This window comes from Mycobacterium sp. IDUB_5 (genome assembly GCF_055419565.1).
This window is the reverse complement of sequence record NZ_JBVAXX010000002.1, coordinates 418088-430560: the sequence shown is the minus strand read 5'-3', so window position 1 is coordinate 430560 and position 12473 is coordinate 418088. Positions and strand designations below refer to the sequence as shown.

The following is a 12473-nucleotide window of genomic DNA, read 5'->3' as shown; positions in this document are numbered from 1 at the left end:
CAGAGTAGGGTTCACCCGCGCTTTGCCGCGGCGTTAGGGTCGTTCGGTGTCCGCGCGCGACGGTAATACCGCCCCCGAGTGGGTTCCCACCGGTTCGGTCACGGTTCGGGTGCCCGGCAAGGTCAACCTGTACCTGGAGGTCGGCGATCGCCGGCCCGACGGTTACCACGAGTTGTCCACGGTGTTCCATGCCGTCTCGCTCCTCGACGAGGTGACGGTGACGACCGCCGATGTGCTGAGCCTCCAGATCAGTGGGGAGGGCGCGGAATCACTGCCGACCGACGAGCGCAACCTCGCGTGGCGGGCGGCCGAGCTGATGGCCGAGCACGTCGGGCGCGCGCCCGACGTCGCGATCGCCATCGACAAGACGATCCCGGTCGCCGGCGGAATGGCGGGCGGCAGCGCCGACGCCGCCGCCGTTCTGGTCGCGATGAACGAATTGTGGGAGCTGGGAGTGCCCCGCCGGGACCTGCACGCCCTGGCTGCCCAGTTGGGCTCCGATGTGCCGTTCGCGCTGCACGGCGGTACCGCGCTCGGCACCGGACGCGGCGAGGAACTGGCAACGGTGTTGACTCGCAACACTTTTCACTGGGTGCTGGCGTTCTCAGACGGTGGGCTGTCGACCGCAAAGGTGTTCAGCGAGATCGATCGGCTGCGCGAGGCGCAGGAGCACGCCCTGCCGCCCCGGCTGGAGTCCGCAGAGCCGGTGCTGGCGGCGCTGGCCACGGGTGACCCAGCAACGCTGGCCCCGCTGCTGGGCAACGATCTGGCGCCCGCAGCGCTGACGCTGGATCCGGGCTTGCGTCGCACCCTGCGGGCGGGCGTGGAGGCCGGCGCGTTGGCCGGGGTGGTCTCCGGCTCCGGGCCGACGTGCGCATTCCTGTGCACGTCGGCGGGGTCGGCCGTCGACGTCGGTACGGAGCTGGCCGGAGCTGGTGTGTGCCGGACGGTGCGCGTGGCCAGCGGGCCGGTGCACGGCGCTCGGGTGGTGCCGAGTGCGACACCGTCGGCCTGAGTGACCGGCGCCGACAGCTGTGACTAATCCCTCAAACTCGACACCCGTTTGGCAGTTACTTAAGAGTCTTCTAAGATGATCGACGGTGAGAGCTAGCGGTCAAGCAGTGGACGCGTCAGGTTCCCTCGTCGTCATCGACGCAGGGCGCCACCTTGGACGCGGCCGAGGCTCAGGCCGCCGCGCGCATGGCCGGAACGGACCATCACCGATTCGAGACACAACCGCTGCATTACTGTGTGCGCGCCTGCATGAAAAGGCCGCTCAACAGGCGGAACATGGCAAACGGGCATGTGCACATCAGCAGATGTCGGCGAGGAGGTCGTCGTGAGCAGATTCACCGAGAAGATGTACTTCAACGCCCGTACGAGCACCCGGGGCATGGTGACCGGCGAGCCCCACGAGCCGGTCCGCCACACTTGGGGTGAGGTGCACGAGCGCGCACGGCGCATCGCCGGCGGCCTCGCCGCAGCGGGTGTCGGACTCGGCGACGCAGTCGGCGTGCTCGCCGGCCTTCCGGTGGAGATCGCCCCGACCGCCCAGGGCCTGTGGATGCGCGGCGCCAGCCTGACGATGCTGCACCAGCCCACGCCCCGCACCGATCTGGTGATGTGGTCCGAAGACACCATGAACGTGATCAGCATGATCGAGGCCAAGGCCGTGATCGTCTCCGATCCGTTCCTCGTGGCGATCCCGGTGCTGGAGGAGAAAGGCATCACCGTCCTCACCGTCACCGATCTGCTCGCCGCCGACCCGATCGATCCGATCGAGGTGGGCGAGGACGAGCTGGCGCTGATGCAGCTGACGTCGGGTTCGACGGGCTCGCCCAAGGCCGTGCAGATCACGCACCGCAACATCCACTCCAACGCCGAGGCGATGTTCATCGGCGCGCAGTACGACGTCGACAAAGACGTGATGGTGAGCTGGCTGCCCTGCTTCCACGACATGGGCATGGTCGGCTTCCTGACCATCCCGATGTACTTCGGCGCCGAGCTGGTCAAGGTCACGCCGATGGACTTCCTGCGCGACACGCTGCTGTGGGCCAAGCTCATCGACAAGTACAAGGGCACGATGACCGCGGCGCCGAACTTCGCCTACGCGCTGCTGGCCAAGCGCCTGCGTCGCCAGGCAAAGCAGGGCGATTTCGACCTGTCGACGCTGCGGTTCGCGCTCTCGGGCGCCGAGCCCGTCGAGCCCGGGGACGTCGAAGACCTCATCGACGCCGGCAAGCCGTTCGGGTTGAAGCCGTCGGCCATCCTGCCGGCCTACGGCATGGCCGAGACCTGTCTTGCCGTGTCGTTCTCGCCGTGCAACGCCGGCCTGGTCGTCGACGAGGTCGACGCCGACCTGCTGGCCGCGCTGCGCCGCGCTGTGCCGGCGACCAAGGGCAACACCAAGCGGCTCGCCGACCTGGGGCCTCTGCTGACCGATCTGGAAGCCCGCGTCATCGACGATCACGGCAACGTGATGCCGCCCCGCGGGGTCGGCGTGATCGAGTTGCGTGGCGAGTGCGTCACGCCCGGCTACATGACGATGGGCGGGTTCATCCCGGCGCAGGACGAGCACGGCTGGTACGACACCGGTGACCTCGGCTACCTGACCGAAGAGGGCCACGTCGTGGTCTGCGGCCGCGTCAAGGACGTCATCATCATGGCCGGTCGCAACATCTACCCGACCGACATCGAGCGGGCGGCCGGACGCGTCGAAGGGGTACGGCCCGGTTGTGCGGTGGCCGTGCGCCTCGATGCGGGACATTCCCGCGAGACGTTCGCCGTCGCCGTCGAGTCCAACGCCTGGCAGGACCCGGCCGAAGTGCGCCGCATCGAGCATCAGGTCGCACACGAGGTCGTCGCCGAGGTCGAGATGCGGCCGCGCAACGTCGTCGTGCTGGGCCCGGGCAGCATCCCGAAGACGTCGTCGGGCAAGCTGCGTCGCTCGACCTCCGTCTCTCTGGTCACCTAGCTCCTTCTCCCGCGACACCTCTCTCCCGCGACGCGTACGTTCGCGGCCTAAAGCATTGGCCGGATGTCGGGGCCCGCGGATACCGTCGGGGTATGGAATCGGCCATCGAAGCCATCGAGCTGGTCAAACGCTTCGGCGAGAACACCGCGGTCGGGGGCGTCAGCTTCGCCGTTCCGCCCGGGACTGTGCTCGGCTTGCTCGGCCCCAATGGCGCCGGCAAGACCACCACGGTGCGCATGATGACGACGCTGACCGAGCCCACCAGCGGTACGGCGCGCGTGGCCGGGTACGACGTGCGCACTCAGCCGGATCAGGTCCGCCGCCACATGGGCCTCACCGGACAGGTCGCCACCGTCGACGAGCTGCTCACCGGGCGGGAGAATATCCGGATGATCGGCGGCCTCTACGGCATCCGCCGCAAAGAGCTCGACAAGCTCGGTGACCGACTGCTGCACCAGTTTTCGCTCAGCGACGCCGGTGACCGGGTGGTCAAGTCCTACTCGGGCGGTATGCGGCGGCGCCTCGACCTCGCGGTCAGCCTGCTCGCCTCTCCTCCTGTGCTCTTTCTCGACGAGCCGACCACGGGACTGGATCCCCGAAGCCGCAGTGAACTGTGGGAGGTGTTGCGCGAGTTGGTCGCTGATGGAACCACGCTGCTACTGACCACGCAGTATCTCGAAGAGGCCGATCAACTGGCCGACAACATCGTCGTGATCGACCGGGGCCGCATCATCGCCGAAGGCTCTCCACTGCAGCTCAAGCAGCAGGCGGGGCGCGCCAGCCTGGTGATCACCGTCGGTGACGCGGCGGATCTGTCTGCGGCGCAGGATGTCCTGCGTCGCACGGGCGCCGAGGTCCACGTCGACGCGCCCGCCCGTAGGCTGACCGCCTCGGCGGACGGGCTCGACGACATGATCGCCGTCGCCGGCTGGCTGCGCGACGGAGGTATCGCCGTCGACGACATCGGATTGTCGCGGCCCAGCCTCGATGACGTTTTCTTGAACCTGACAGGGCACCGTACCGACGACACCGAGGAGGTCGGCGCATGACCGCGTTGGACACCCACCGCCCGAAAGGCGACGCCCAGGCGGTGCGCACACATCCCACCAACATCGCGCAGCAGTCGTGGATCATGGTGAAGCGCAACATGATACACACCAAGCGCATGCCGGAGATGCTCAGTGACGTCACCGCGCAACCCATCATGTTCGTGCTGTTGTTCGCGTTCGTGTTCGGTGCCTCGATCACCAACACCGGCGGCGCGTCCTACCGCGAGTTCCTGCTGCCTGGCATTCAAGCGCAGACCATCGTGTTCTCGGCGTTCGTCGTGGCATCGGGCATCACCGCCGATGTCGAGAAGGGCATCATCGACCGCTTCCGCTCTCTGCCGATCTCGCGGTCGTCGGTGCTGATCGGGCGCAGCATCGCGAGCTTGATGCACTCGTCGCTGGGTGTGCTGGTGATGGCGCTGACGGGCCTGGCCATCGGCTGGCGCATCCGTGGCAGCGTCGCCGAAGCGGTGTTGGCTTTCGCGCTGATCCTGATCTTCGGCTTCGGCATGATCTGGTTCGGCATCCTGATCGGGTCGCTGATGCGCACGGTCGAGGCGGTCAACGGGGTGATGTTCACCGTGCTGTTCCCGGTGACGTTCCTGGCCAACACCTTCGTCCCCACCGAACCGATGCCGCACTGGCTGCGTGTCATCGCCGAGTGGAATCCGGTGTCGTCATTGGCGCAGGCGATGCGTGAATTGTGGGGCAACGGCGGTCCGGCGGCACCGGATGCCCAACTGCCGCTACATCATCCGGTGCTGTCGACGATCCTGTGGTCGCTGGCGCTGACGGCAGTGTTCGCGCCGTTCGCGCTGGCTGCCTACCGGCGGCGCACCACGGACTGACCACCACGCTGAGTATTGTGTAGCATACTCAGCATGGTGCAGAAGTTGCCGCCGCGGCTCGCCGCGCACCCGACCGTCCGTGCGGTGCGAGAGCGGCCGTCCCAGCCGCCCGGTGTGATCGACGCCGACTGGTTGCGAACGGTCTGCCGTGAGGCCGGCGTCGACGACGTCGGCTTCGCTCGCGTCGACAACCCCGCTCTGGCCTCGGAGGTCGAGCACGTGCAGGCGGCGCTGCCGGGCGCAGTCAGCTATCTGTCGCTGGTGGTGAAGATGAACCGCGACAACGTGCGCTCCACCGCTCGCAGCGTCGCGAACCAGGAATTCCACCGCAGCGGCGAGATCATGAACGAGGCGGCCCACCGCATCACACGACTGCTGCAGGACGCCGGCCATCGGGTGATCAATCCGTCGGCGACCTTCCCGATGGAGATGGACCGTTACCCGGGCCGCATCTGGGTGGTGGCCCACAAACCCGTCGCGGTCGCCGCAGGTATGGGGGTGATGGGCATCCACCGCAACGTGATCCATCCCCGCTTCGGCAACTTCATCCTGCTCGGGACCATCCTGGTCGCCAGTGACATCTCCTCCTACGACACGCCGCTCGACTATTCGCCGTGTCTCGAGTGCAAGCTGTGCGTGGCGGCATGCCCGGTCGGGGCGATCAAGAAGGACGGCGGGTTCGACTTCGTCGCGTGCTCGGTGCACAACTACCGCGAGTTCATGGGCGGTTTCACCGACTGGGTGGAAACCGTCGCCGACAGCGCCGACGGCGACGACTTCCGTTCCCGGGTCACCGATTCCGAGAACGCCTCGATGTGGCAGAGCTTGTCATTCAAAGCGAACTACAAGGCCGCCTACTGCCTGGCGGTGTGTCCGGCGGGGGAGGAGGTCATCGAGCCCTACCTCGACGACCGCAAGGCGTTCATGGACCTGGTACTCAAACCGCTACAGGACAAGCAGGAAAACCTCTACGTCATCCCGGGTTCGGCAGCCGAAGAGCATGCGCTCAAGCGTTTCCCGCACAAGCCGGTGAAGCACGTCGGCAGCGGGATTCGCGGTACGCGCAGCGGTTAAGCCCAGGCGTGCACGACGTTCTGGGCCGGCTTCAGGCCCTGGGTGATCAGCAGTTCGACCGCGTCAGCGGCCTGCTCGCAGATCACGGCGACCTCGGGTCGCTCTCGGGCGTTGAACGGCTCCAAGACGAACGACGCCCCCGATTGCCGGCCCGGCGGTTTGCCGATGCCGACCCGCACTCGCTGGAAGTCGTTGGTGCTCAACGCCGATCCGACTGACCGCAGGCCGTTGTGGCCGGCCACGCCGCCGCCGTACTTGAGCCGGATACGGCCGAAGTCGATGTCCAGTTCGTCGTGCACGATGATCACATCGCGCGGCGGGACCGAATAGAACTTGGCCAACGGTCCGACCTGGCGCCCGGATTCGTTCATGTACACACGCGGCTTGGCAAGCACCACCGGGCGGCCGGCCAGCCGCCCGGTGGCCACGTCGGCCCCGGACTTCTTGTGCACCTTGAACGTCTCGCCGACACGGTCGGCGAGGACGTCCAGGACGAGGAAACCGAGGTTGTGCCGGGTCAGGGCGTACTGAGGCCCCGGGTTGCCCAGGCCGACCACCAGCAGGGGTTCGGCCATGTCGGCGACTACTCGGAGTCGCCGTCGGCGGGCGCGTCCTCGCCGCCCTCGGTCTCAGCCTCGGCCTCTTCGGCCTGCTCTTCGAGCGACTCGCCGCCACCCTCGGCCTCGAGCTCTTCCTCGGTCGGCGCGGCGATGACGTTGACGACCAGCAGCTCGGGATCGGACACCAGCGTCACACCCGAGGGCAGCTCGACGTGGCTGGCGAGCACCTGGGTGCCCTCCTGGGCGTCTTCGACCGACACGGTGAGCTGTTCGGGAATCGACTGGACGTCGGCCTCGATCTCGATGGCGTTGGCTTCCTGGGTGACCAGCGTGCCGGGTGCCGCTTCGCCCTCGACGACGACGTTGACCTCGACGGTCACCTTCTCGCCGCGGCGCACGACGAGCAGGTCGGCGTGCTGGATGTTGCGGCGGATCGGGTGGATCTCCAGCGACTTGGTCAGCGCGAGCTGCTCGGTGCCGGCGATGTCGAGTGTCAGCACGGCGTTGGTGCCGGCGTTGCGCAGCACGGCGGCGAAGTCGCGGCTGTCGAGCTCGAGGTGCTGCGGGTCGGTGCCGTGGCCGTAGAGCACCACGGGCACGCGGCCTTCACGGCGGGCACGGCGCGATGCGCCCTTGCCGGTGGTGCTGCGGACCTGAGCGGTCAGATTGTTCGGGGCGTTGCGCGCCATGTCGGTACTCCTGTGCCGGTGGTGATGGACACGGCAAGGGCGACACGAACTGCAGATGATCGTCCCGTCGATAACGGCGGTCTGGCAGACCACCCTCGCCGTGATGCGTCGACCAGGGTAGCCCAGCACCCGGCTAGAGCGGAAATTCCACCCCGGTGAGCTGCTCGGACAGCGTCCACAAGCCGGCGGCTTTGCCGCTGTTTCGCGCCAGCGGAGTGCGCCAGTGGGCCCCGGTGGGGCCGCGCATCGAGAACCGCGGGCCGACGAACGTGTTGCCGGGCACGTCTTCGGCGACCGCGTACAACGTCTGTCGCGCCCCGTAGTCGGCGTCGGTGGCGAAGAATGCGTTGCCCGCGTCCCAGACCCGGCTGCCGAACCGGTTGCCGGTGTGGCCCTGCAGGTTGGTGGCCGAGTAGCCGGGATGGGCGGCCACTGCCCGGACCGCGGAGCCGGCGGCGGTGAGTCTGCGCTGCAGCTCGCTGGTGAACAGCAGGTTCGCGAGCTTCGACGCACCGTAGGCGGGCCAGGCGAGGTAGGGCCGCGACTTCCAGTTGAGGTCGGCGAGGCTGATGTAGCCGAAGATGTGCATGAACGACGACACCGTCACCACCCGGTCGGTCAACCGCGGCAGAAGCAGGTTGGTGAGCGCGAAATGGCCGAGATGGTTGGTGCCGATCTGGCTCTCGAATCCGTCGACGGTGAGCGCGTAGGGGACGGCCATGATGCCGGCGTTGTTGACGAGCACGTCGACGCCGGAGACGCCGTCGGCGAACGTTCTGATCGACGAAAGGTCCTGCAGGTCGAGCCGGCGCACCTCGACGTCGCCGGACATCGTCGCCGCAGCGTCGCGGCCCTTGTCGACGTTGCGCACCGCGAGGATGGTGCGTGCCCCGACGCGGGCGAGTTCACGGGCGGTCACCAGGCCCAGTCCGCTGTTGGCGCCCGTCACGATCACGGTGCGGCCGGCGAACGAGGGCAGGTCGGCTGCGGTCCAGTCGCTCATGGCAACACTCTAGGAAGTCTCCAGGCGCACTCAGCGTGCGGGCGGTGCGGGGACCTTCACCGTGAAGCCCCTGATCACGGCCTCGATGTCGGCCGCCTCCTCAGCCGCCTTGTCGGCGAATCCCGTCACGGTGAACTGGATGAGGTAGCGCTGCTTCTTCGGCGCGGCCCCGGTGGCGATGACGATGCGGTTGTAGCTGTGCATCCGCGCGCCGTTGAGGTCGTAGCTGCCTTCGATCATCGATGAGGGGAAGCCGTCGAAGTCCGTCGTGGCGGCGCCCAGCTGGCGGAAGTTCTGGCTCATCTGCGCGTCGACGTTCGCGTGGGTGAGCGCTTCGGCGATGTTGAAATTCCCGGTCAGCTCGAACATCATCAGCATCGCGGTCGGGTAGGTGTCGCCCTTGGCGATCATCCGGGTGCCGGGCGCGAGGTTGGTGTTCTGGTAGGGATGCCAGCCCGGCGGGGTCGGCATGGTCACCGTCAGATCGGTCACCCTGTCGGGGGCGACAGGTTGGCCGGTCACCCCGGCCTGTTCGAGGAACGCGGCGATGGGGACCGGCGCCGCGGGCCCGTTCGACGCTTGCGGGGACGGGGCGGGTGCGCTCGTCGTCGACCAGACCGCTTGGTAGTCAGGGGCTTCCGGCGTGCACGCGGTCAGGGTCAGCGCTGCGGCGGCCGCCGCGAACACTCGTCGCGCTGTCACAGGATCTCGCGAACGCGCTCCAGCGGGCGGGCCAGCCGGGTGCCCTTGGTGGTCACGACGAACGGCCGCTCGATCAGGACCGGATGCTCCACCATCGCGTCGAGCAGCTCGTCGTCGGACGCCGAGGCCAGCCCGAGTTCGGTGTAGAGCGATTCGCGGGTGCGCACGGCCGCGCGGACGTCGATGCCGGCGTCGGAGATCATCGCCGCCAGCTCGCTGCGCGTCGGCGGGTTCTTGAGGTAGAGCACCACCTCGGGTTCGATTCCGCCGTCGCGCAACATCTCCAGCGCCTTGCGCGACGTGGTGCATCGCGGGTTGTGCAGGATGCGCGCGCTCATGCCGATCCGTCGAAGAGCCCTGTCACCGAGCCGTTTTCGAACACCGCGCGGATCGTGTTGGCCAGCAGCGGAGCGATGGACAGAACGGTCAGCTGCGGGAACATCTTGTCTTCGCCGATCGGAAGCGTGTTGGTCACGATGACCTCACGGGCCCCGCTGTCGGCGAGACGTTCGCGCGCCGGGTCGGAGAGCACGCCGTGGGTGGCGGCGATGATCACGTCGCCCGCGCCGTCCTGCTTGAGCAGCTTCACCGCCCCGGCGATGGTGCCGCCGGTGTCGATCATGTCGTCGGTCAGGATGCAGGTCTTGCCGCGCACGTCGCCGACCACGCGATTGGACTTGACCTGGTTGGGCACCAGCGGGTCGCGCGTCTTGTGGATGAAGGCCAGCGGGACACCGCCGAGGCTGTCGGCCCACTTCTCGGCGACGCGGACGCGGCCGGAGTCGGGGGAGACGACGACCATATCGTGGTCGGCATAGTTCTCACCGATGTAGCCGCACAGCAGCTTCTGCGCTCGCATGTGGTCGACGGGACCGTCGAAGAAGCCCTGGATCTGGTCGGTGTGCAGGTCGACGGTGACGATGCGGTCGGCGCCGGCCGTCTTGTAGAGGTCGGCGACCAGACGTGCGGAGATGGGCTCGCGGCCGCGGTGCTTCTTGTCCTGACGCGCATAGGGATAGAACGGCAGGATCGCGGTGATCCGCTTGGCGCTGCCGCGCTTGAGCGCGTCGATCATGATCAGCTGTTCCATCAGCCACGTGTTCAGCGGCGCGGGATGGCTCTGCAACACGAACGCGTCGCTGCCTCGCACCGATTCGTCGAAGCGGACGAAGATCTCGCCGTTGGCGAAGTCGCGTGCGGTCTGCGCGGTGACCGGAACGTCGAGTTCCTTGGCGACCTGCTCGGCGAGTTCGGGGTGCGCCCGACCCGAGAAGAGCATCAGGTTCTTGCGGTTGTCGGTCCAGTCGTGGCTCACGGGCTGCCCTCGGCTTCTCGCAGTCGATTCTCGGGCCATCGTACGTAGCGGGGTCGCGCGCACGTCGGCGGGTTACCAGAATGCCAATAATCGGCGACGAATTGCTACTCGCCGGTAGTTTCGGCTGCTGCGCGCGCTGCTGCTGCCGCGTTCGCAGCCGCGCTGCCGGGTCGTTTCCGTTCCACCCAACCCTCGATCGTGCGCTGCGGGCCCGCCGACACCGCGAGTGCGCCCGGCGGCACGTCGTCGCGCACCACCGTGCCCGCGCCCGTGTACGCCCCGTCGCCGATCGTGACCGGAGCGACGAACATCGTGTCCGAGCCGGTGCGCACGTGGGAGCCGATCGTCGTCCGGCTCTTGGTCTCGCCGTTGTAGTTGACGAACACGCTCGAGGCGCCGATGTTGCTGTGCTCACCGATGTCCGCGTCGCCGACGTAGGTCAGGTGCGGCACTTTCGTGCCGGTGCCGATCGTCGCGTTCTTGGCTTCGACGAACGCGCCCAGCTTGCCGTCGTCGCCCAGGACCGTGCCGGGGCGCAGGTAGGTGAACGGCCCGACGGTGGAGCCGGCCCCGATGACCGACTCCGAGCCGTGGGTGCGCACCACCGAGGCTCCGTCGCCGACGGTGACATCGGTCAGTGTGCTGTCGGGTCCGATCTCGCACCGCGCGCCGACCGCAGTCGCCCCCAATAGTTGGGTTCCTGGGCGCACCACGGTGTCGAGCCCGATCGTGACGTCGACGTCGATCCACGTCGTGGCCGGATCGACGACGGTCACTCCGTTGCGCTGGTGGGCCGCGACGACGCGCCGGTTCAGTTCGGCGCCGAGCGCGGCCAACTGCACGCGGTCGTTGACGCCGGCCACCAACGCTGCGTCGTCGATGTGCTGGCCGAGGACGGGCAGGCCGTCGCCGCGCACGATCGCGAACACGTCGGTGAGGTAGAGCTCGTGCTGGGCGTTGTCGGAGCGCAACCGGCTCAGCGCCGAGCGCAGCTCTTCCGCGTCGAACGCGTACACCCCGGCGTTGACCTCGTGGATGGCCTGCTGTGCCGGGGTGGCGTCGGCCTGCTCGACGATGCCGATCACCTCGCCGTCCTGGGTACGCAGGATGCGGCCGTAGCCGGTGGCGTCGGCCAGTGTCGTCGTGAGCACGGTGGCCGCGGCTCCGGCGGCGCTGTGGGCGGCGATCAGCTGGTCCAGCGTGTGGGAGTTCAGCAGCGGCACGTCGCCGGAGGTGACGACCACGACTCCGGTGAAGTCCTCGGGCAGCGCGGACAGCCCGCAGGCGACAGCGTGCCCGGTGCCCCGCTGTTCCTCCTGCACGGCGATCTCGACCCGGCGGCCGATGGTCTCGCCGATCTGCAGCGCGGCCGGGGCGACCCGTTCGCGATCCTTGCCGACGATCGCCACCAGGTGCGTCGGCCCGACCCCGGCGACGGCGTGCAGGGCGTGGGACAGCATGCTGCGCCCGCCGAGGGCGTGTAGCACTTTGGGTGTGTCGGACTTCATCCGCGTGCCGGCTCCCGCGGCGAGGATGAGGACGGCTGCGTCACGCGTCATCGCGGCTCCTGCCTGTCGAGTGTGCAGGTTCATCCGGGACACGCCGGCTGCGCCGTATCGATCCGCACAGTCGCAGCGGTGAGCTCTCGTGACGCTCCGTCGCCAGGACTCGAACCTGAACTATCTGAACCAAAATCAGAGGTGCTGCCGATTACACCACGACGGATCGGTGACGAGATACGCGTGCGACTTTAGCCCATCGCGTGGTCGGCCCCCTGCCCTGCGAAGCGGTGCTGACCGAACGGAACGGCCGCCAACAGAGTGACTCCGACAGTGCGTCCCGTCGGCAGCCGATACATGCAGCGGCTGCCGGGTGTCGCGCCGAGCAGAGCGCTGCCGAGCGGCGACGCGGCGGTGCAGACATCGAGCTCGTCGTCGGTGGTGCCGACGGTGCCGAGCAGGAACGTCTCGTTCTCGTCAGTGTCATCGAAGCGGACGGTGAGCACCATGCCGGGCTCGGCGACTCCGTCGTCGGGCGGGGTCTGGGCGTCTGCCGATCGGCTGAGCAGTTCGTGGATGTCGCGGATGCGCTGCTTGCGCGCCAGCCAGGCGTCGACGAGCTCGCCGGTGCGGTCGGAGCCGGAGCGTGGCACCGTTAGCAGCTCGGCCAACTCGGCCTCCAGGGCGGTGCGGGTGTGTGGCGTCATCCAGACAGTGCTGGTCATGGGGTGTCCTTCCGGAGGTGGGGGATCGTCGTCAG

13 protein-coding genes and 1 tRNA gene are annotated in these 12473 nt (G+C 68.0%); 5 read left to right on the top strand and 9 right to left on the bottom strand.

Going from position 1 to position 12473, the window contains the following annotated elements:
- Nucleotides 1-46 precede the first annotated feature (46 nt).
- The 5 genes from ACZY1G_RS07200 to ACZY1G_RS07180 all read left to right on the top strand — a co-directional run bounded on the left by ACZY1G_RS07200 (nt 47) and on the right by ACZY1G_RS07180 (nt 5945).
- Nucleotides 47-1015 carry a 4-(cytidine 5'-diphospho)-2-C-methyl-D-erythritol kinase gene (locus ACZY1G_RS07200; protein ID WP_463815287.1) on the top strand — a complete coding sequence of 323 codons (969 nt, stop codon included), beginning with the start codon at nt 47-49 and terminating at the stop codon, nt 1013-1015.
- Between the two features lie 324 nt (nt 1016-1339).
- The gene (locus ACZY1G_RS07195) at nt 1340-2974 is read left to right on the top strand and encodes a fatty acyl-AMP ligase (protein ID WP_463815288.1); all 1635 of its coding nucleotides are present in this window, start codon (nt 1340-1342) and stop codon (nt 2972-2974) included.
- A gap of 92 nt (nt 2975-3066) precedes the next feature.
- Entirely contained in the window at nt 3067-4023 is a 957-nt protein-coding gene (locus ACZY1G_RS07190) for an ATP-binding cassette domain-containing protein (RefSeq protein WP_463821994.1), read from the top strand.
- Nucleotides 4020-4871 carry an ABC transporter permease gene (locus tag ACZY1G_RS07185; RefSeq protein ID WP_463815290.1) on the top strand — a complete coding sequence of 284 codons (852 nt, stop codon included), beginning with the start codon at nt 4020-4022 and terminating at the stop codon, nt 4869-4871. Before ACZY1G_RS07190 ends, ACZY1G_RS07185 begins: the two co-directional genes overlap by 4 nt.
- A 33-nt stretch (nt 4872-4904) precedes the next feature.
- The gene (locus tag ACZY1G_RS07180) at nt 4905-5945 is read left to right on the top strand and encodes an epoxyqueuosine reductase (protein WP_463815291.1); all 1041 of its coding nucleotides are present in this window, start codon (nt 4905-4907) and stop codon (nt 5943-5945) included.
- On the opposite strand, the gene pth is transcribed toward ACZY1G_RS07180, so the two are convergent.
- From pth to ACZY1G_RS07135, 9 genes are all read right to left on the bottom strand, one after another.
- On the bottom strand, nt 5942-6520 hold the full coding sequence (gene pth / locus ACZY1G_RS07175; RefSeq protein WP_463821993.1) for an aminoacyl-tRNA hydrolase: 579 nt from the start codon (nt 6518-6520) through the stop codon (nt 5942-5944). The two genes, ACZY1G_RS07180 and pth, sit on opposite strands and share 4 nt — an antisense overlap.
- Before the next feature lie 8 nt (nt 6521-6528).
- Nucleotides 6529-7194: a 50S ribosomal protein L25/general stress protein Ctc gene (locus ACZY1G_RS07170; protein WP_463815293.1), complete on the bottom strand. Its 666-nt coding sequence runs from the start codon at nt 7192-7194 to the stop codon at nt 6529-6531.
- Between the two features lie 133 nt (nt 7195-7327).
- A complete protein-coding gene (locus ACZY1G_RS07165; RefSeq protein ID WP_463815294.1) occupies nt 7328-8197 on the bottom strand; it encodes an oxidoreductase in 870 nt (289 codons plus the stop codon).
- Between the two features lie 30 nt (nt 8198-8227).
- A complete protein-coding gene (locus tag ACZY1G_RS07160; RefSeq protein WP_463815295.1) occupies nt 8228-8899 on the bottom strand; it encodes an LpqN/LpqT family lipoprotein in 672 nt (223 codons plus the stop codon).
- Nucleotides 8896-9237 carry an arsenate reductase (glutaredoxin) gene (gene arsC, locus ACZY1G_RS07155; protein ID WP_463815296.1) on the bottom strand — a complete coding sequence of 114 codons (342 nt, stop codon included), beginning with the start codon at nt 9235-9237 and terminating at the stop codon, nt 8896-8898. The genes ACZY1G_RS07160 and arsC overlap by 4 nt, the downstream gene beginning before the upstream one ends.
- A complete protein-coding gene (locus tag ACZY1G_RS07150) occupies nt 9234-10214 on the bottom strand; it encodes a ribose-phosphate diphosphokinase (RefSeq protein ID WP_335330756.1) in 981 nt (326 codons plus the stop codon). Before ACZY1G_RS07150 ends, arsC begins: the two co-directional genes overlap by 4 nt.
- 104 nt (nt 10215-10318) lie before the next feature.
- Entirely contained in the window at nt 10319-11773 is a 1455-nt protein-coding gene (glmU, locus tag ACZY1G_RS07145; protein WP_463815297.1) for a bifunctional UDP-N-acetylglucosamine diphosphorylase/glucosamine-1-phosphate N-acetyltransferase GlmU, read from the bottom strand.
- Between the two features lie 94 nt (nt 11774-11867).
- Nucleotides 11868-11939: transfer RNA gene (locus tag ACZY1G_RS07140), tRNA-Gln, on the bottom strand.
- Between the two features lie 25 nt (nt 11940-11964).
- Nucleotides 11965-12438: a GreA/GreB family elongation factor gene (locus tag ACZY1G_RS07135; RefSeq protein WP_463815298.1), complete on the bottom strand. Its 474-nt coding sequence runs from the start codon at nt 12436-12438 to the stop codon at nt 11965-11967.
- Nucleotides 12439-12473: the final 35 nt, after the last annotated feature.

Bases quoted from the DNA above. Each gene is read 5' to 3' on its own strand.
- ACZY1G_RS07185 (WP_463815290.1), top strand. From the start codon at position 4,020: ATGACCGCGTTGGACACCCACCGCCCGAAAGGCGACGCCCAGGCGGTG.
- ACZY1G_RS07190 (WP_463821994.1), top strand. From the start codon at position 3,067: ATGGAATCGGCCATCGAAGCCATCGAGCTGGTCAAACGCTTCGGCGAG.
- pth (WP_463821993.1), bottom strand. From the start codon at position 6,520: ATGGCCGAACCCCTGCTGGTGGTCGGCCTGGGCAACCCGGGGCCTCAG.
- ACZY1G_RS07135 (WP_463815298.1), bottom strand. From the start codon at position 12,438: ATGACCAGCACTGTCTGGATGACGCCACACACCCGCACCGCCCTGGAG.
- ACZY1G_RS07180 (WP_463815291.1), top strand. From the start codon at position 4,905: ATGGTGCAGAAGTTGCCGCCGCGGCTCGCCGCGCACCCGACCGTCCGT.
- ACZY1G_RS07170 (WP_463815293.1), bottom strand. From the start codon at position 7,194: ATGGCGCGCAACGCCCCGAACAATCTGACCGCTCAGGTCCGCAGCACC.
- ACZY1G_RS07165 (WP_463815294.1), bottom strand. From the start codon at position 8,197: ATGAGCGACTGGACCGCAGCCGACCTGCCCTCGTTCGCCGGCCGCACC.
- arsC (WP_463815296.1), bottom strand. From the start codon at position 9,237: ATGAGCGCGCGCATCCTGCACAACCCGCGATGCACCACGTCGCGCAAG.
- glmU (WP_463815297.1), bottom strand. From the start codon at position 11,773: ATGACGCGTGACGCAGCCGTCCTCATCCTCGCCGCGGGAGCCGGCACG.